This is a genomic window from Moraxella sp. FZLJ2109 (genome assembly GCF_024296965.1).
GTDB lineage: Bacteria > Pseudomonadota > Gammaproteobacteria > Pseudomonadales > Moraxellaceae > Moraxella.
This window is the reverse complement of the sequence record NZ_CP101112.1, coordinates 528,407-547,984: the sequence shown is the minus strand read 5'-3', so window position 1 is coordinate 547,984 and position 19,578 is coordinate 528,407. Positions and strand designations below refer to the sequence as shown.

Sequence of the window (19,578 nt, the reverse complement as noted above, 5' to 3'; positions counted from 1 at the left end):
ATTGTAGCAGATTTATAAGATGGATAAAACAAAAAAGCCTTGCTCATTGAACAAGGCTTTTGGCTGATGGCTTATACCAAAGCGTCTAAATACTTCTCAGCATCCAACGCTGCCATGCAGCCCGTGCCTGCTGAAGTGATGGCTTGGCGATAGATATGATCGGCGACATCACCAGCGGCAAAGACGCCTTCGACACTCGTTGCGGTCGCATTGCCATTTAGACCGCTATTGACGACAATATAGCCATCTTTCATGGTTAGCTGACCTTCGAACAAGCCTGTGTTTGGCTTATGTCCGATGGCGACGAACATACCCATGGTGTCAATTTGTTTGGTGCTGCCATCGATGGTCGATTCGATCACCACGCCAGTTACGCCCATTTCATCGCCGATGACTTCTTTGACTTGATGATTCCATTCGATTTTGACATTGCCGTTTTTGACTTTTTCAAACAGTTGATCTTGTAGGATTTTTTCTGAGCGCAGGCTATCACGACGATGGATTAGGGTCACTTCACTTGCGATGTTAGACAGATACAAGGCTTCTTCAACGGCAGTATTACCGCCGCCAATGACCACAACTTTTTGATTTTTATAAAAAAAGCCATCACAGGTAGCGCAAGCAGAGACGCCTTGACCCATGAATTTTTGTTCAGATTCCAATCCCAGATACTGCGCGGTCGCACCCGTTGCGATGATCAGTGCATCACAGGTATAAGTGCCGTTATCACCAGTTAGGGTAAATGGGCGGTTCTGTAAATCGACTTGATTGATGTGATCATAGACAAGCTCAGTGCCGAATCGCTCCGCGTGCGCTTTCATGCGATCCATCAGACCATTGCCTGTCAAACCATGCGCATCACCTGGCCAGTTATCGACTTCGGTGGTGGTGGTCAGCTGACCGCCGACCTGCAGACCTGTAATGATGACAGGTTTTAGATTGGCGCGTGCAGCATAGACAGCGGCTGAATAGCCAGCAGGCCCTGAGCCTAGGATGATTAAGCGGTGATGGTTTGACATGGTGATTCCTATGGTAAAAATTGTTGTGAAAAATACCTTTGAAGTATATAAGATATGATGGGCAAATTACAAGCCATCTTGACAAATAACCGCGATTGACAAGATTAATCACCATGTTATTGATGATACATCGGTGACAAAATTCACCGCATCAGTGTATATATTGATAAGTAAATATTGATAAAAATTTAAAAAAATACGATTTTTATCATAAAAATACCCATAAATAACAAAACTCATTGGTAAAAGTCGATAAATTGGCTATAATGAACAGTTCTCTTGATGGATTTGTTCTTATCGGGCATGGATTGGTATGAACAGTCATCAAAATCGCTTTATCCTTGCGCACCCATCACGCGCCATTTACACCCTTGATTGCAGTCATGAAAACTTTTGAACAAAAGATACAGCAAAATCCCACCGTTCGCTATTGGCGCAAAAAGCTCCCAAGTCTAAGACAACTGGTGCTTGGCACAATCGGCGTGGCGGCGTTTGGCTATCTGTTCGTAAGCCTGCTGTCGTACAATCCTGCCGATCCTGCGTGGTCGCATGTCAGCTCTGAGACGAGCGTGACCAATGTCGGTGGGGCGATGGGTGCATGGATTTCGGACATTTTGCGTACCTTTTTTGGGTGGGCGGCGTGGCTGTGCGTGCTGTTTTTGGCGTATGAATTGTTGCGCTTGATCGGTTTTCGCACCAAGGTGATGTGGCCGATTCGCTTGCTTGCCTATGGGTCGCTGATGAGTTCGGTGGCGGCACTCGTGGCATTGGGTGTCAGTCTGCACAATGAAACGCTTGCACCTGTCATCGGTGGCGTATTCGGATTTGAGATGCAATCGGCACTGCGCGCAGTGATTGGACAAGCAGGAACAGCGGCGTTTTTTCTGCTATTTACCATGATCGTGGCAGGGCTGACCTTTGAGATTCGTTGGCGATCGGTGTTTGCATGGTTTTGGCAATGGTTATTGCCATCGCGCCAAAAATCTGCGGATAAACAAGACGATACCGATGTGCTGCTTTTGGATGAGTGTGATGAAGAAGAACAAGATGCCGAAGCGGTGGTGTATCAGCCGCATGATCATCGCGGCGCGTTTGAGAGTTTTGTTAAGCATTCAGGTGTCCAAGATGATCTAAAAGCCATCTTGGCAAATGAAGCACAAGGCGAGACCAAGCCTGCAAATGAATCGCGCTTTAGCCAAATCGCCCGCCAAGCGATCTCTAAATCGTTCTTGGGCGGTCGCAGTCAAGCTGATACCGCAAAGACAGCCACTGCCAAGCCTGCGATTGCTGATGATACGCTATCGACAAGCCAAAATCAGACAGTCGCCAAATCAATCACCAAATCAGCTACCAAACCTGCATCAGCACAGACGAATACGCATGATGATGCAGATGATGTCATTACGGCGAAAGTTGATCCATCAGCGTCTGCCAATCCTGCATTTGATATGGCTTACTCTGATAAGGCAGATGCTGACTTTGCTGATGAGTCGTGGGCGGATGATGATTGGCAAGATGATGTGGCTGATCAGCACGCCACAAAGCCTATCGCGCGCGCTCATACGCAAGCGCACAGTGCTGATGATATCGATGATTTTGCTATTGATGATGTGGATGAAGATGATGAATTGTCAGCGGCAGAACCAGCCAAGCCAAAATCACGCGCCATGGACACGCTCAGCTATCGCTTGAGCCTGACACCAATTCCTGAGCTTGATTTGCTTGATCTACCTGAATATGACAATAAACCTGTGGTGAGTGAAGCAGAGCTTGCCCAAGCATCAGAACTGCTTGAGATCAAGCTACAAGAATTTAACATCAAAGCCAATGTCATCTCTGCGATGGTCGGTCCTGTGGTGACGCGCTTTGAAGTGGATCTGGCACCAGGTGTCAAGGCAAGCCGTGTCAGCCGTGTGGCGCAGGACCTTGCACGCTCGATGTCTAAGGCATCGCTACGCGTCGTTGAAGTCATCCCTGGTAAGCCATACATCGGTATCGAAGTGCCGAATAAAGAACGCGAGATGGTGCGCTTGATTGAACTGCTTGATACACCAGATTTTCGCGATCCTGATAAGCAAATCGCCATCGCTGTCGGTAAAGACATCGGCGGTAAACCTGTGATCGCTGACCTTGCCAAAGCACCGCATATGCTCGTGGCTGGTACGACAGGTTCAGGTAAGTCGGTTTTGGTAAACTCATTCCTACTCTCGATGCTGCTCAAATACACACCAGATGAGCTAAAATTGGTGTTAATTGACCCGAAACAGCTTGAGCTTGCCAACTATGGCGATATTCCACATCTATTGACCCCTGTGATTACCGATATGAAAGATGCGGTGGCGGCACTGACTTGGTGTGTCAATGAAATGGAGCGTCGCTATCAGCTGATGAGTAAACTGCGCGTGCGTAAGATCAGTGAATTTAACAAAAAAGTAGAAAATGCCGAGCGTGCAGGCGAGCCGATTTATGATCCGCTGTGGCAGATCAATGACAGCGTCAGCCAGTCTAAGCCACCAAAATTAAAGCCATTGCCGACTATCGTCATCGTCGCTGATGAATTTGCGGATATGATTATGCAGCTTGGCAAGACTGCCGAAGAGCCAATCGTCCGCCTTGCCCAAAAAGCGCGTGCAGCAGGCATTCATTTATTACTTGCCACTCAGCGTCCGACTGTGAATGTCGTCACAGGTCTGATCAAGGCGAATGTGCCAGCGCGCGTTGCCTTGCGTGTCAATTCAAAAGTCGATAGCCGTACCATCATCGAAGAAGGTGGCGCAGAAGATATGCTCGGTCATGGCGATATGATGTTCATTGGACCGGGTAAAAATAACCCTGAGCGTATGCACGGCGCTTATGTTGATGATGATGAAGTGAACCGCGTCTGTGATGCGTGGCGTGAGCGTGGCGCACCTGACTATATCGATTTGTCTGACAGCTATACTTTTGAAGGTGAAGGCAGTGGCGAGATGGGCAGTGGTGGCGTCGGCGCGGATGAGCTGTACGAAGCGGCGGCGGCGTTTGTCGTGGAGACACGCAAACCATCGATCTCAGCAGTGCAGCGTAAATTCAGTGTCGGCTATAACCGTGCTGCGCGTCTGCTTGACCAAATGGAAGAGCGTGGCTTGGTCTCGGCGATGGACCACAGCGGTAAGCGTCAGCTATTGCTATAGGATGGTATATGGAATTATCTAGCAGTACCATCGCCATCTTGGTGGTGCTTGGTGTGGCGGGTTTATTGATTGGTAATTTTATGGCGGCGCGCCCCCATGCCCAAGAATCGCGCGTGGCGGATTTTCGCTTGATGGCACGCCAAAAATGCATTATGCCAAAGCTTGTTGCGTGTCCGGCTTGGCTGATCGATGCTTATGGTGTGCTTATGCCTACACACGATACCAGTCACAAAGCACCGACGCCATTGATCGCACAGTATAGCTTCGTTGATGATGCATGGCTGCTACCGATGGCATATTATCAAGCCAGTGATGGCGTATGGCAGCTTACAGATCAAGGGCAGATCAATACACCAAAGGCAGCGCGCCAAGCCCAAGTGCTGCACGGCACGCCGATTGAACTGTCTGATGAGATCGCGCGCCGTGTTTTGGGATTGTCCATTAAAGCTAACAGCATTGCTTTATATTGGCTCGATGACAAATACCAACACAGCCTAAAAGCACATAAGCTTGACAAGGTGCGCGCTGATGCGGATTTGATGGCGCTACAAGCAGCGTTTATCAGTTGGGCGGAGCAAGTGCAAAATGCCAAATAGCCCAAACGGCGATGATTTTTGATGAGATATTAACAATTTTTCATGAAAAGATTGACATTTGGATAAAAATTTCGCTAAAGTAATTGACAAATGCGATTATACGCCCTATATAATGCACTCTGCTAGACAATTGCGATAGATTTTTCTGCACGGATGGCAGTATTTTTTTAATTTTTTGATATTTTAATTTTAAGGCAAACGACATGGCAAGCACCAAAAAAACCACGACCAAAGCTGCGGCAAGCGCGACCACAGCCAGCGCCAAGGGCAAATCCTTGGTGATTGTGGAGTCGCCAGCCAAAGCCAAGACAATTAATAAATATCTAGGCAATGATTATATCGTGCGCTCAAGCGTCGGTCATGTGCGCGATTTGCCAGTCGGTGGCACGACGACCAAAGCTGCCAAAGGTGAAGATACAGGACTAAGCCGCGAAGAAAAAGCCCAAAAAGCCTTAGTGCGCCGCATGGGTGTCGATCCTGAACACGGCTGGAAGGCGGTGTATGAAGTTTTGCCGAACAAAACCAAAGTCATCCGCGAATTAAAAGCCCTTGCCAAAGACGCCGATAAAATCTATCTGGCGACGGACTTGGATAGAGAAGGGGAAGCGATCGCGTGGCATTTGCAAGAAGTCATCGGCGGTGATGAGAGCAAATACAGCCGCGTGGTGTTCAACGAAATCACCAAATCAGCCATCCAAAATGCTTTTGAGCATCCTGACAAATTAAACATCGATCGTGTCAATGCTCAGCAAGCGCGCCGTTTCCTTGACCGCGTGGTCGGCTTTATGGTTTCGCCGCTTTTGTGGGCGAAAATTGCCCGTGGACTGTCAGCAGGGCGTGTGCAGTCGGTGGCGACGCGCTTGGTGGTTGAGCGCGAACGCGAAATCCGTGCTTTTGTGCCTGTGGAATATTGGGAAATTCACACCAATAATACCGCAGCGGGCGAGACTTTGCGCCTAGAAGCGACCAAGCAAAACGGCAAAACGCTCAAGATGGGCAATCAAGCCGATGCTGACGCGGTGGTGCAGATTTTACAAAATTCGCCGTTTGTCGTCTCAAGCATTGATGAGAAACCGACACAATCGCGTGCATCAGCACCGTTTATCACATCAACACTACAGCAAGCAGCAAGTACGCGCTTGGGCTTTAGCGTCAAAAAGACCATGATTTTGGCGCAGCGACTGTATGAAGCAGGTCACATTACCTATATGCGTACCGACTCGACATTCTTGAGTCAAGATGCGCTCAATTCGGTGCGCGGTTATATTAGCCAAAATTTTGGTGATGCTTATCTGCCTGAAAAGCCGAATTTTTATGGCAATAAACAAAATGCCCAAGAAGCGCACGAAGCGATCCGCCCATCATCTGTAGCGGTCAAATCATCACAGCTGACCAGTATGGAGCGTGATGCTCAGCGTCTGTATGAGTTGATTTGGCGACAGTTTGTGGCGTGTCAAATGACGCCTGCACGCTATCAGTCGGTGAATCTGCTGGTTACAGCAGGTAATGTCGAGCTCAAAGCCAAGGGTCGTACTTTGGTCTTTGATGGTTATACGCGCGTGCAGCCACCTGCCAAGAGTGATGATGTGTTATTGCCTGCGGTGAAAGTGGGTGAGACCTTGCCATTGATCAGCATTGAGCCATCGCAGCATTTTACTAAGCCGCCTGCGCGCTATAGTGAAGCCAGTCTTGTCAAAGAGCTTGAAAGCCGCGGTATCGGTCGCCCATCGACTTATGCGTCGATCATCTCCACCATCCAAGAACGCGGCTATGTCAAGCTAGAAAACAAACGCCTATATGCAGAGAAAATGGGCGACATCGTCACCGAGCGCTTGGTCGAGAGCTTCCCTGATTTGATGGATTATGCCTTTACCGCAGGGCTTGAAGATAAGCTAGATGAAGTGGCGGTGGGCAGTGCGAATTGGAAAGCGGTTTTGGATAAGTTTTATGATGGCTTTAAAGCCAAGCTTGAGACTGCCAAATCAGCAGGCGGTATGCGTCCAAATGACCCAACCAATGTACCAGAAATCCACTGCGATCTGTGCAGCCGCCCCATGCAGGTGCGTACAGGCAGCACGGGTGTGTTCCTTGGCTGTACAGGCTATAATCTACCGCCAAAAGAGCGCTGCAAAGGCACAAAAAACCTAATGCCAGTCTCGGCATTTGAATTTGATGCCGATGATGAAACGGCTGAAGTCAATGCTCTTATGGAGAAAAAACGCTGTCCAAAATGCAATACCGCGATGGATGGCTACATCGTCGATGGTGGTCTTAAGCTGCATATCTGTGGTAATAACCCTGACTGCGATGGGCATTTGCTTGAGACAGGCGTATTTGAAGTGGGTGGCGCGACCAATGATGCACCGACCATTGATTGCGATAAATGTGATGGGCAGATGGAGCTGAAAACCGGTCGTTTTGGTGCGTATTTTGCGTGTCGTAAGTGCGATAATACGCGTAAAGTGCTCAAAAATGGTCAGGCGGCACCGCCGCGCATGACGGCGATTGATATGCCTGAGCTGCGTTCACAGAAGTTTGATGATCATTATGTACTGCGTGAAGGGGCGGCAGGTCTGTTCTTGGCAGCATCGAAGTTCCCAAAAGTGCGCGAGACGCGTCCGCCGAAATTGGCTGAACTGCGTGCCATCAAAGATAAGCTTGAGCCAAAATTCCATTATCTGTTTGATGCGCCTGATGTCGATGATAATGGCAATCCAACCATCCTGCGCTGGAGTCGCAAAAATACTGAGCAGTATGTCGGCTCAGAAAAAGATGGCAAAGCCACGCGATTTGCCCTAGTTTGGCGTAATGGCGCTTGGGTGCAAGAGTGAGTGTTGTTTAAGTGAGAACCGCTTTATCGCAATGATAGGGCGGTTTTTTATTGGCTAAAATTTATCAAATTTCCCTAAAGCCATCATTTGTCAAAAACAAAACCCTGCCAAATGGACAGGGTTTGCCGCTGATCAACCGATCAAGTCGATTTGCGATCAGGCAGGCTGATGTTCATTTCTAGAACATCGACGCTGTCTTCGTGGCGGTGATTGATGTTCAGATCATCGATATTGACGCCATTGACATATTTGCCGACGACTGCCAAGATTTCGCGCTTCATCTGCTCGATACGCTCGGCGGTTAGGCGAGTGTTTAGGCGGTCATGGCTTGCGACGATGACTTTTAAGCGGTCTTTGGCGATGTCAGCACTGCTTTGGCTGCTTGTGCCGCCACCAAATAGCGAGCTCCAAAATCCCTTTTTCATCATTAACCCCCAAACAGTCGTTCAAAGAAACCTTTTTTCTTCACTTCTAGGTGGCGAAGTGGCACTTCTTCACCCAAGAAGCGCGCGACGATGTCTTCGTAGCATTGACCTGCTGGCGAGTCACTGAAGTTGATCACTGGCGTACCTTGGTTTGATGCATCAAGGACGGCATTACTCTCTGGGATAACGCCGATCAATGGCACGCGTAGGATTTCGTCAGCGATGGTGTGGATGTCCATCATTTCGCCATCAACCACGCGCTTTGGATTGTAGCGGGTGATGACTAGGTGCTCGCGCACGCTGCCACCTTCTTCGACTTTCTTGGTGCGGCTTTGTAGGATGCCGATGATGCGGTCAGAGTCGCGTACTGATGAGACTTCTGGGTTGGTGACGATCAGCGCTTCGTCAGCATGATACATGGCAAGCTGTGCGCCGCGCTCGATACCTGCAGGGCTGTCGCAGATGATGTAGTCAAATTCTAAATCTTCGCTCAGCTCTTTCATCACTTTGGCGACGCCTTCATCGGTCAGTGCGTCTTTGTCGCGCGTCTGTGATGCTGGTAGGATGAATAGGTTTTCGTATTGCTTGTCTTTGACCAAAGCTTGGGTCAGCTTGGCATTGCCGCTGATGACATCGACAAAGTCATAAACGATGCGGTTTTCGCAGCCCATGATCAAGTCAAGATTACGCAGACCCACATCGAAGTCGATGATGACAGTTTTAAAGCCACGCTTGGCAAGACCTGCGCCAAATGATGCGCTGGTAGTGGTTTTGCCGACGCCACCTTTACCTGAAGTTACTACGACGATTTTTGCCACAAGGCACTCCTTAAATTACATAATTCAGCTTAAGACAGCATGGGGTAAATCTATCTGAAATCATACTGTCATAATTTTGCTTTAGCATAGCATATTTGGCGGCTTTCATCAATTGGCAGGCGGTGATAATTGTGCAGATTTGCATAAAATTTATGAAAATTTTAAACCATCAATCCGACAACTTTCACCGCACTGTATAAAATGCAATCACGCCAATTGTCAGGCAAGAATTTATGAAGAAAATTAATATAATTTTAATAAAAATTTATCATCAAAGCTGGGTCAATAGCGTAAATACCAAGCCTTGGTTTTCATCATAAGTCACTTGCACTGCCTGATCAATCATCTCAGGTGGAATGGCATCGCGTAGGCAATAAGTGCCAGCGACCGAGACCAATGATGGGTTGAATTTTTGGCAGAAAATACGCGCGTTTTGATCGCCTGTTGCGCCTGCGACCAAGCGACCCAAGCCGCGACCATAGATGTGCAGGCTATTATCGGTGATGGCTTCAGCGCCGTCATTGACACCGCCGATGACGGTCAAATCGCCGCCAAGGTGCTGCAGACTCTGACCTGAACGCAGCATTTGTGTGTGGATCGCACTTTTGATCTGCAGGCTGTGATCTTGGGCGGTGGTTAGGGTAGTGCCTTGCTGGGTGCTTGCTGCCGCTGCAGAAATCGGCGCATCGCTTGGCGCGGTATCGGCGCTCTTATTGGCTGATGTGTCTTCTGTGCGCGCCATAGGTTTTTCGGCAGTCGGGCGGATGCTGTCGGTATTTGGCAGGCGTTCGATGCGCTTGCCATCGGCTGGGAAAATCGCCAAACGCAGTTCGCGCGCCTGATCATCAAGCTCGCCGCTGACCACACCAATCGGCTGCACATTCAGTAGCCACAGCATATCCACCAAGGCATCGAGCTCAAGATCAACTTCACTGTCAATAACGATTGGCAAGCCATCGGCGATCGGATTGTCTTCTAGCACTTTGGCAAGCTCGGTGCGAATTTGCCCAAGGTCATTGTGGGTGATTTTCAGACGGCTAAAGGTCAGCATTTTGCCAAAAAGGGTGATGGCGGGTTGGCTCATAAATTCATTTCCATATTGCGCAAGATTATTTCTATTACAAAGAGAATTTAGAAAAACAATCATTGCTATCAGGTTGATTTAATGGCATTGATTGTAGCATTTTTTTAACCATGAAAAAACCTTGGGGCGTGCCAAACTGTGATATTTGTCATGAAAAATGGTGAAAGTCTGCCAAATTTTTTGCGAAAATGCAAATCACAGTATAAATATTCGCCGCATCCCAATTTAAAGGCAAAAATTTTGCTTGACAAGGGCGATGAAATAGGGTTTAATATGCACCACTTTGGCGTGATAGCTCAGTTGGTAGAGCAACGGATTGAAAATCCGTGTGTCGGCAGTTCGATCCTGCCTCTCGCCACCATATTAAAAAGACCTTTTGTGATTGCAAAAGGTCTTTTTTATTGCGCGTTTGGTTGTTGCGCGTTTGGTGGCGCGGTGGTATATTTTAAGTGGTTAAAATTATCTGTGGGCGTGTGGCAATGTTTCTTTGCAAAATCTTTTTTAAAATCAAATGCTTGTAAATTTTCTACTTAATAATATGCGAATCTGGGTGATTTTAAGCTTATTAATGATAATGTCGTGCAATTAATTTAAAGGTATAATTTATTTAAATAACTTAACAATACAAGAATGAAACTGATGACAAATTCTACTAAGACCTTATACTTATTTGTACCTGCCACGCGTCTTGATCGAGTAGCAAAAGCAGCGGCAACGGGTGCAAATGTCGTGATCATTGATCTTGAAGATACGGTGACTGATGCACAAAAAACGGATGTGCGCGCCGATCTGATTGTCTTTGATCAATCAAGCGAGCATCGCTATTGGCTGCGTGTCAATGCCAGTTACAGTCCTGATCATGCTTATGATCTAGATTGTGTGACAAATCTTAACCATGTCGATGGCATCATCCTACCAAAATGCCAAAATGCTGAGCAGGTCGAGCATTTGTATCAAGCGTGTAATCTGCCTGTGATTGCTGTGATCGAAAATCCTGTCGGTGTGGCAAATATCGCCAAGATTGCAGCGGCAAAAGGCTTGTATGCGATGAGTTTTGGTTGTTTAGATTTATTACACTCTCATGGCGTGCGTATGGGGTCAAAGGCGGCAGGTGTGCTGTTTGATAAAATTCGTACCGATCTGCTCATACATTCACTTGCCAATAGTGTGCATCCGCCGATTGAGACAGTGTTTGTAGATTTTAATGATGAACAAGGCTTGATGGCGTGCGTGCGTCATTGGGCAGATTTTGGCTTTGGTGGACAGATGGCGATTCATCCTAAGCAGATTGCCATCATGCAAAAAGCACTGTCCATTAGTGAAGATGAGCTAAACTTTGCCAATAAAATCCTAGCCGAATATCAGCGCACAGGCGATAGCGTTTTTGCCATTGATGGCAAGATGGTGGATTTGCCATTGATATTGTGGGCAAAGCAGATTTTGGGGACCAATTAATAAAATCATCGCTATTACGCGCGCTCAGTCATGATGGCGATGCTTTGGCTGATATCACCCAAGCCTTGTGCGACCATAAACAGTCGATCCACACCCAAAGCAATGCCGCTACAGGCGGGTAGATCGTCACACGCAGCGATCAGATGATGATCCATCGGCATGATCGGCAGACCCAATGTCGCACGCTGCTCATTATCCGCGTTAAAGCGCGCGGCAAGCTCTGCACCATTGGCAAGCTCATCGTAGGCATTGGCGATCTCGATGCCATTGATATACAGCTCAAAGCGACAAGCAACCTGACGCCCGTCATCATCAGTGCGCATCTTGGCAAGCGATGCTGTGGCAGGTGGGTAGTCATAAATCAGCGTAGGCGTATCTTTACCCAGATTTGGCTCAACACAATGGCTGAATAATAAATCCAACCAACCTTGATGATCATCGCCCATATCCAGCGCAATGCCATGGCTGATGGCAGTGTTTTTTAAGGTTGTGATACTTGCGGATAAAGGATGAATGCCAAGCGCATCGATGAATGCTTGGCTGTAGGTTAGGTGGTGAAACTGGATTTCTTGATTCAGTAGTATGCTGATTAGATCTTGCAGTTCATTGCTTAGCATTTCTAAATCAAAATCAGGGCGATACCATTCAAGCATAGTAAATTCAATGTTGTGCTTATGCCCTTTTTCATTATCCCGAAACACTTGGCACAGCTGATACATCGGTACTTGATAAGTGGCAAGCAGCCGCTTCATGGCGAACTCAGGTGAGGTATGCAGATAGCCGGTTTTTGGGCGACCTTGTTGATGAAAATTCACCAATACCGATTCGATAAATACATCGGTATTACCACGATTGGACAAAATCGGCGTAGTGACTTCCATGACATCACGCTGATAAAAAAACTCTCGAATCTTGCGTAAAAATGCTGCCTTTTTTTGGGCATTGATCAGGGATAAAGTGGGTTGGTAGTCAGTCATCATGGGTCTTAAGCCTTAAAGCCACTCACGGCGTAGCTGATAGGTTTTACGCAGATGGTCAAAGTCCGCACCCTGCACGCCTGTATCAGTGCAGACAGCTCGCAGGCTCGTGTCATCTTTGGCGATGTCATAAAACTGTGCTAGCACCGCTTTGTCGTCATCATTGCCAATCAGCTGATTGATTAACTCATCAAACTGATACGGATTGGGCGGTAGTAGTGGTGCGAGTGTCTGACGCACAGGCAAGCCAAAGCACTGACAAAATGCTTGATAAATCATATCCGTGCCACGCAGTTTGCCTTCGAGCGTATAGCCTGCGATGTGTGGCGTGGCAAGCTGTAGTGCATTCAGTAGTGGTGCGCTGATGGCAGGTTCATGGGGAAAGACGTCCAAGATGACCTTACGCTGTGTGCGTTTGATGTCATCTAGTAGGGCGGTTTCATCGATAATCTCACCCCGAGCGGTATTGATCAGTAGTGCTGATGGCGACATCTGTGACAGCGTTTCTTGATTGATCATGCCAAAGGTCGGGTGACTACCCGTATGCGTCAGTGGTGTGTGAATACTGATGACATCACAGCCAAGCACGGTATCGAGCGTGGCATGATTGATGGTAGATGGTGCGATCAAAGGGTCATAGCCGACAACCTGCCAGCCGAGCCTTTTGGCATATTCTGCCAAAGTACTGCCGATATTACCAAGTCCGATGATGCCTAGTCGAATCGGCTTGGTGCGATAGCTAGGATAAGTGTGCAAGATGGCGGTGATGACATATTGGGCGACCGAGTGCTTACTGCAGCCAGCAGCATTGGCAAAGCGGATGCCATACTGCGCCAAAAAATCAGCATCCACATGATCCGTGCCAATAGTAGCCGAGCCCACGAATTTGAGCGGTAGGGCAGATAATTCACCCAGCTTATCCGCTGTCATCTGACTGACCGAGCGGATAAATAGCGCATCAGGCTGATATGTCAGCAGGGCATCGCGGTTGATGTCACGCCCCTTTAGCTTGATGATATTGATGTCATGATGGTGTAGATAGTCATCAATATTGGCGATATTTTCATCAGCGAGTACGGTTAGCATTCGGTGTCCTTTTTGGTGGTATCGGTATTGGCTGTGTCGTCGGCATTGATGGCGTCGTGATTGATGATGGGTGTGGGCGTGGTGTCAGCCAGTAGTGCCTTGCCATCAGCCACCGCAAAGCCGGTACTACGACTGGCAAAAATCTCATTCTTATGCTGACTGATCCACTCTCGCCATACTGCTAGCATGATGGCAAGCAGGACAGGGCCGATGAATAAGCCGACAAAGCCAAATGCTGTCAAGCCACCAAGTACCCCAATAAAAATCAAAATAAACGGAATCTTGGTCGCACCGCTAATCACCATCGGGCGAATCAAATTATCCACCCAGCTAATCACCAAAATCCCCCACAGCCCCAAGCCAATACCTTCGGTGGTATGCCCTTGGGAAAGTAGCCATAACGCCACACCACCCCAAGCAAATGGCGTACCAAACGGAATCATCGCCACCATAAAGGTAATAATGGTAAGCAAAATCGGATTGGGCGCACCGGCAACAGCATAACCAATCCCAGCCAGTAGCGCCTGTGCCAATGCCGTCAAGCCAATGCCATACACCACCGCACGAGTCGTGGCAGTCACCGAATTGATATAATGATCAATGCGATCGCCGATGATATTACGCAGAGCTTGGCGAATCTGCCGTACGAGACTCATGCCATCACGATAAAAGAAAAACAGCGTCATCAGTGCCATGCCAAGCTTGGTAAGGTTCTTTAGCACCGCATCAAACGCCATTTTGCCATAATACAGATGCGACTGCGCCCAGTTACGCACGGCTGCCATCGATGCTTCAGGGTCTTTGTTAATTTCCCATAAAAGATTTTTGATTTGCTGACCGATGACAGGTAAGTTCTTGATATTTTCGGGCAAATCGACATAGCCAGCTTGCAGGCGACGCACCGCCATGCCATAAAAGCTGATGACTTCTTGTTGCAAGAAAAACACGCCCACCAACAGCGGCACACCAATCAACAGCGAAATCCCCACCGTCATAATCAGTGCGCTAAAGGTTGGGCTAAACTGCACCTTTTGATAAAAAAATCGATACAAGGGATAAGTCACATACGCCAAAATCGCCGCCCAAATCGCCGGCGAAATAAAAAACTGCACCACTTGAAAGCACAGAATAATGAGCAGAGTGAGTAAGATAAAAGTGAGTAGGCGCTGAATGACGCTTTCTTTAGTCCATTGTTCAATCATGATGGCGGTATCTTGAAATTTTAAAAATTATTTTGCTTATTATGCACCAATTTTGCCAAAATAGCTTGTCTGATTTGCACCAATTTTGCATTTTTTTTCTTGCTGTCTTTTGGCAGTTTAGCAATATTATTATTGTTGAAGTGATTGATAATAAAAATTAACTGTTTTTGGCAGGTTTGACCAAGCGATTAAGCCCATCGGCAAAGGCTTTTTTGTCCTTGTCTGAATACGGTTTTTGCCCACCCATTTGGCTTGGGTCAAGCACGCCTGTGCCACGCATCATGTCCATAAAATCACGGCTGTTAAGCTTAAGCTTAATCGTCTCAAGGCTAAACACTTCACCCCGTGCTGTCATTGCCCATGCGCCTTTGTCCAGCACTTCGCTAGCTAGCGGAATGTCGCTTGTGATGACGCCGTCGCCAGACTCTACCGCTTGGGCAATGTAGGTGTCCGCCACATCAAAGCCATCGGCGACCACCACCGATGATAAGTGTGGTGATGGCGGCAGGCGAGTGGGGCGATTGGCGACAAAGATGGTAGGTACGCCTGTGCGATTGGCGGTCTTGATGATGAGTTCTTTGGCGATGGCAGGGATGGCATCGGCGTCGATATAGAGTTTCATAGGGTTGTCAAAGTTGCTTAAGATGATAAATGGTGATTGTCAATATTTTTGCAATTATATTTATCAAATTATAAATAAATACTGATTAAATCTATCGATGAATTTGGGATAAACCGATGGACTTATGTTTACAAAAAAATCCGCCCATCAGAGCGGATTGAGTGGATTAGCAGTTTACCAATAGGCTTTCGGCTTTTGCTACAGCATCGGCTTGGCGTTCATCGCCTGTCATCACCGTGATATGGGCGATTTTGCGGCCATCTCGTTCGGATTTGTGATAATGATGATAATGCACGCCATCGATGGCAAGCACATCGGCGCTGTTTGGATATTTGCCGATGACATTGAGCATCACTGATGGATGGCTGATGGCAGTATCGCCAAGCGGTAAGCCTGCGACGGCACGGATATGGTTCTCAAACTGGCTACAATGCGCACCTTCGATGCTCCAGTGTCCTGAATTATGCACGCGTGGAGCGATTTCATTGGCAAGTACACCATCATCTGTGACGAATAGCTCCAGTGCCATCACACCGACATAGTCCAGATGCTCGAGCAGTTTTTGGATATTTGACTGTGCTTGGGCGGTCAGATGCTCAGTATTGGCAGCAGGGGCGGTGGTCTTGGCAAGAATGCCGTTTGTGTGGACATTTTCGACCAGTGGATAATAGCGGATTTCGCCTGTCTTGCTACGCACAGCGATGATGGAGACTTCACGGCTAAAGTTGATAAAGCCTTCGGCAATCAGCGGTGCTGATTTGGTCGCATCGCCGAGCGTCGCCCAAGCGTCGCTGATGGCGTCAACGGATTTTAGGACGAATTGACCTTTGCCATCATAGCCACCACGACTGGTCTTGAGCACCAGTGGCAAGCCTAGGGTATCGGCAGCGGTCTTGATGTCGTCAAGCGTATGCACCGCCATAAATGGCACGGTGGCGATGTCAAGCTGATTGAACAATGTTTTTTCGTTTAGGCGGTCTTGGGCGACTTCGAGTGCATGAGCAGGGGGGAATAATCCACCTTTGTCGGTCAGCTCGCCTAGCTTGCGGGCGGTATCGACAGGGGTATTTTCAAACTCTAGGGTAAATACATCGCTGGCACTGATAAAGGCGTCCAGTTCGTGCGTCTTAAATACTTGACCGTACAAGGCAGCAGGCGGGTTGTCCGCATCTTCGAGAAATACACAGCGATAACCAAGTGGCAAAGCAGCTTCGGCAAGCATCATGCCCAGTTGTCCACCGCCTAGAATGCCGATGGTGTGAAGTGAGTTTGTCATAGTTGCTCTCAAATTAAAATATCCGAAATTTTATCAAAAACTTCGGATATTATCGCATATTTTTGGGTGAAAATCTTGGACAAAACGCAAATTTTGCCATCGTATCCAATCGGTCAAATCAGCTGATGATACCTGGAATCGGATTGGCAAGTACGCTGTCAGTCTGCTTGGCTCTAAAGGCATCCAGCTGTGCTGCTAGATGCTCATCGTGCAAGGCTAGGATTTGGATAGCGAGTAGACCTGCGTTGAACGCTCCTGCCGTACCGATAGCAAGCGTACCGACAGCGACGCCTTTTGGCATCTGTACGATAGATAGTAGGCTATCCCAACCGGAAAGCGTGCTGGATTTGACAGGGACGCCAAGCACAGGCAGGGCGGTTTGGCTTGCGCACATTCCTGGCAGGTGGGCAGCACCGCCTGCGCCTGCGATGATGACTTGTAAGCCTTTGCCTTTGGCGGCTTTGGCATAATCAAATAGCTTATCAGGGGTGCGGTGTGCAGAGACGACTTCGCACTCAAACGCCACGCCAAAATCTGCCAAAATCTGCGCCGCTTCGCACATCGTCGCCCAGTCAGACTGTGAGCCCATGATGATGCCGACTTTTGGTGTGCCTGCTGGTGAAGTGATTGGGGCAGGTTGGGTGCTTGATGACATAGGATTTCCTTATAGTGATTAAAAGAATAAATTAGCACATTTGGGCAAAAATGGCAATTGGTCAAAGATATGTTGATACCGTTTGGTCAATTAATCCCTTAAATTACCCAAAACCACTTGTTTAAAACTGCTTATCCAAAACGACTTAGCCCAAATACTGCACAAAGCCATCATCGGACAGGGCAGGATTCTCAGTATCAAACTGATAAGCGGTCAAAAAACCCGTGCTACCTGCCGAATAATCCGTACACACCACCTGCGATGATAGGCAGCTAGGCGCGCCATCGAGCCAATAATGCCCGACAAAAATCGGCTTATCAGTCAAAATCTCAAAATCCATCGGCAATGGCTTATAATCATGATCGCTTGGCAGATTCATCACCGCACGACTGCCGAGCATTGCCACTTGGCTAAGTGGTAAGTTTTGCCAATCATCGAGCCACCATTTGATACGAGTACGGGTGCGAGTGATATTATGTCCATCGATGAGCACGATGCCATCGGGCAAGGGGGATTCGATGCCTTTTAGGATACGCTCAAGGGCGATAAATTCGGTGCTGTCTTTGATCGCGGTGGCAATGATGCCTTGATGGGTGATGCGCTGATCGGGGGTGAGATAGGGGGCGAGCGCTGTCATGGCTTTGGCGTCCCAGCAGGCGTGCACGACACAAAACTTATCAAACTCAAGCCACAGCGGCAGCTCATATAATCGACTAATCCAGTGCCAATACTCATCACTGCCAAGCGGTAATTCGTCCAAAAATGCCTGATGCTGATGCGTGTTCGACGCTGTGCGTGCTCGGCAGTAGTCGCCATCAGGGTGGGGCGTGGCATAGCCGATGGCGTTGTATTCATGATTGCCCATCACGGCGAGCGCTTGACCATGATCAATCATATCAAAGACAATCCGCAGGGTATCGACTTGACGAGCACCACGATCAATCAAATCCCCGATAAAAATCGCCTGATGATTCGGCGGTGCGCGATAGCAGTCGCCATCATGCCGATAGCCCAGCTGTGTCAATAGCCCAATCAGCTTATCTGCTTGCCCGTGTATGTCGCCGATGATGTCATAAATCATAAAATTACCCCCATTTTGAACTAATATACCAAAATGCAGATGCTTTTGCCACGAAAACCGTTTATCATGACAGCAAAATCCGTGATTCACGACAGTGATTGAAGTAATAGGGCAAAAAAGACAGTGGCCACACTCCCCATTCTCTACCAAGACGAGCATATCGTCATCATCAATAAACCTGCTGGGATGCTCGTGCATCGCTCGTGGCTCGATAAGCATGAGACGGTGTTTGTGATGCAGACCTTGCGTGATCAGATTGGGCAGCTTGTGTATCCTGTGCATCGCCTAGATCGTCCGACGTCAGGCGTGCTGCTGTTTGCCCTAACTAGCGAGATGGCTCGGCGGTTGTCTGAGCAGTTTGAGCGACATGAAGTGACAAAGAAATATCTGGCGGTGGTACGTGGAGCGATGACGACAGGCGGACGCATTGATTATCCGCTCAAGGTGCGACTGGATAAAATCGCAGATAAATTCGCCGATACTGACAAGCCGCCCGAGCCTGCCATCACTGATTATCAGGTGCTCGCCACGACCGAGCAGCCCTTTGTGTCGTGTACTCGCTTTGCCACTTCTCGGTATTCGCTGGTGGAGCTTACGCCCATCACGGGGCGTAAGCATCAGCTGAGACGGCATATGAAACACATCTTTCATCCCATCGTCGGCGACACCACCTATGGCGACAAGGTACAAAACCGTGCCATCATCGCCCATGTCGGCACAAGACGGCTACTCCTGCACGCTCATCAGCTCAGCTTTTGTCATCCGATGACAGGACAGATGATGAGCATCACCGCACCTGTGGATGATGAGTTTGGGCGGCTGATGGATGCGTTTGGGTGGGGTGATAACATACCCATCCGATGGCAGATGGGTGATGGATCAGTTGGCATAGGCACAGACGGTGTTGAGTAGAGTTTCGCTAGGGGTGCCTGGAATGGCTCTCTTCCAATTGGCAGATGAATACCGGCTAAAGGATGACATATTGCCACTGTCAACCACCCTGCCTTGTTTGTCATAGGTGGCACCGTATTCTATGTCTGATTTGCGAGCACGGCAGTCAAAATATTCAAAGTATTTAGTTGTCCAAAATTTTTTTGCCACCTACATCTTGTGCTTGTTTGAGTTCTATCTGCATCCATGCGGTCATCACAGGTGTGCCATTGACTAGTGTGTCTGCTTGGATGCTGTCTAAGTCAATGTATTCTTTGCCATCAGTGCCTTCGCTAACCTGCAGCCAATTCACCGCCATTGCTTGCTGTGTCATGACTGTGGCAAGTATAG

The 19,578-nt window shown here is 48.3% G+C and carries 18 protein-coding genes and 1 tRNA gene; 6 read left to right on the top strand and 13 right to left on the bottom strand.

The window, feature by feature from the left end:
- Positions 1–71: 71 nt before the first annotated feature.
- Entirely contained in the window at positions 72–1,019 is a 948-nt protein-coding gene (trxB, locus tag NKU06_RS02575) for a thioredoxin-disulfide reductase (protein ID WP_254728542.1), read from the bottom strand.
- Between the two features lie 383 nt (positions 1,020–1,402).
- On the opposite strand from trxB, the gene NKU06_RS02570 reads away from it, so the two are divergent.
- From NKU06_RS02570 to topA, 3 genes are all read left to right on the top strand, one after another.
- Positions 1,403–4,189 carry a DNA translocase FtsK 4TM domain-containing protein gene (locus NKU06_RS02570; protein WP_254728540.1) on the top strand — a complete coding sequence of 929 codons (2,787 nt, stop codon included), beginning with the start codon at positions 1,403–1,405 and terminating at the stop codon, positions 4,187–4,189.
- 8 nt (positions 4,190–4,197) lie between these two features.
- Entirely contained in the window at positions 4,198–4,785 is a 588-nt protein-coding gene (locus NKU06_RS02565; protein ID WP_254728538.1) for a hypothetical protein, read from the top strand.
- Positions 4,786–4,988: 203 nt separating this feature from the next.
- Positions 4,989–7,616, top strand: a complete 2,628-nt coding sequence (gene topA, locus NKU06_RS02560) for a type I DNA topoisomerase (protein ID WP_254728536.1) — start codon at positions 4,989–4,991, stop codon at positions 7,614–7,616.
- A 140-nt stretch (positions 7,617–7,756) separates the two neighbouring features.
- Here topA and minE read toward each other — a convergent pair whose 3' ends face one another.
- From minE to minC, 3 genes are all read right to left on the bottom strand, one after another.
- Positions 7,757–8,041 carry a cell division topological specificity factor MinE gene (gene minE / locus NKU06_RS02555; RefSeq protein ID WP_254728534.1) on the bottom strand — a complete coding sequence of 95 codons (285 nt, stop codon included), beginning with the start codon at positions 8,039–8,041 and terminating at the stop codon, positions 7,757–7,759.
- 2 nt (positions 8,042–8,043) lie between these two features.
- Entirely contained in the window at positions 8,044–8,859 is an 816-nt protein-coding gene (gene minD, locus NKU06_RS02550; protein WP_254728532.1) for a septum site-determining protein MinD, read from the bottom strand.
- Between the two features lie 271 nt (positions 8,860–9,130).
- On the bottom strand, positions 9,131–9,943 hold the full coding sequence (gene minC / locus NKU06_RS02545; RefSeq protein ID WP_254728530.1) for a septum site-determining protein MinC: 813 nt from the start codon (positions 9,941–9,943) through the stop codon (positions 9,131–9,133).
- Between the two features lie 285 nt (positions 9,944–10,228).
- On the opposite strand from minC, the gene NKU06_RS02540 reads away from it, so the two are divergent.
- Both NKU06_RS02540 and NKU06_RS02535 read left to right on the top strand, forming a co-directional pair.
- Positions 10,229–10,304: transfer RNA gene (locus tag NKU06_RS02540), tRNA-Phe, on the top strand.
- Between the two features lie 278 nt (positions 10,305–10,582).
- Positions 10,583–11,398, top strand: a complete 816-nt coding sequence (locus NKU06_RS02535) for a CoA ester lyase (RefSeq protein ID WP_254728528.1) — start codon at positions 10,583–10,585, stop codon at positions 11,396–11,398.
- 14 nt (positions 11,399–11,412) lie between these two features.
- Here NKU06_RS02535 and epmA read toward each other — a convergent pair whose 3' ends face one another.
- The 7 genes from epmA to NKU06_RS02500 form a co-directional block, all read right to left on the bottom strand.
- Positions 11,413–12,378: an EF-P lysine aminoacylase EpmA gene (gene epmA, locus NKU06_RS02530; protein WP_254728526.1), complete on the bottom strand. Its 966-nt coding sequence runs from the start codon at positions 12,376–12,378 to the stop codon at positions 11,413–11,415.
- A gap of 12 nt (positions 12,379–12,390) precedes the next feature.
- Entirely contained in the window at positions 12,391–13,461 is a 1,071-nt protein-coding gene (locus NKU06_RS02525; RefSeq protein WP_254728524.1) for a 4-phosphoerythronate dehydrogenase, read from the bottom strand.
- A complete protein-coding gene (locus tag NKU06_RS02520) occupies positions 13,455–14,663 on the bottom strand; it encodes an AI-2E family transporter (protein WP_254728522.1) in 1,209 nt (402 codons plus the stop codon). Before NKU06_RS02520 ends, NKU06_RS02525 begins: the two co-directional genes overlap by 7 nt.
- A 157-nt stretch (positions 14,664–14,820) precedes the next feature.
- Positions 14,821–15,285: a YaiI/YqxD family protein gene (locus NKU06_RS02515; protein WP_254728520.1), complete on the bottom strand. Its 465-nt coding sequence runs from the start codon at positions 15,283–15,285 to the stop codon at positions 14,821–14,823.
- A 166-nt stretch (positions 15,286–15,451) separates the two neighbouring features.
- Positions 15,452–16,561 (bottom strand): 5-(carboxyamino)imidazole ribonucleotide synthase, encoded by a 1,110-nt coding sequence (locus NKU06_RS02510; protein WP_254728518.1) that lies wholly within the window; start codon positions 16,559–16,561, stop codon positions 15,452–15,454.
- 118 nt (positions 16,562–16,679) lie between these two features.
- Positions 16,680–17,216 carry a 5-(carboxyamino)imidazole ribonucleotide mutase gene (gene purE / locus NKU06_RS02505; protein ID WP_254728516.1) on the bottom strand — a complete coding sequence of 179 codons (537 nt, stop codon included), beginning with the start codon at positions 17,214–17,216 and terminating at the stop codon, positions 16,680–16,682.
- A gap of 145 nt (positions 17,217–17,361) precedes the next feature.
- Positions 17,362–18,297 carry a metallophosphoesterase gene (locus NKU06_RS02500; RefSeq protein ID WP_254728514.1) on the bottom strand — a complete coding sequence of 312 codons (936 nt, stop codon included), beginning with the start codon at positions 18,295–18,297 and terminating at the stop codon, positions 17,362–17,364.
- Between the two features lie 123 nt (positions 18,298–18,420).
- On the opposite strand from NKU06_RS02500, the gene truC reads away from it, so the two are divergent.
- Complete coding sequence (gene truC / locus NKU06_RS02495) at positions 18,421–19,209, top strand: tRNA pseudouridine(65) synthase TruC (protein WP_254728512.1); 789 nt, start codon at positions 18,421–18,423, stop codon at positions 19,207–19,209.
- Here the strand turns inward: truC and NKU06_RS11690 are convergent.
- Positions 19,177–19,398, bottom strand: a complete 222-nt coding sequence (locus tag NKU06_RS11690) for a surface-adhesin E family protein (RefSeq protein ID WP_371928021.1) — start codon at positions 19,396–19,398, stop codon at positions 19,177–19,179. The genes truC and NKU06_RS11690 overlap by 33 nt on opposite strands.
- Positions 19,373–19,561 (bottom strand): hypothetical protein, encoded by a 189-nt coding sequence (locus tag NKU06_RS02490; RefSeq protein WP_254728510.1) that lies wholly within the window; start codon positions 19,559–19,561, stop codon positions 19,373–19,375. The genes NKU06_RS11690 and NKU06_RS02490 overlap by 26 nt, the downstream gene beginning before the upstream one ends.
- Between the last annotated feature and the right edge of the window lie 17 nt (positions 19,562–19,578).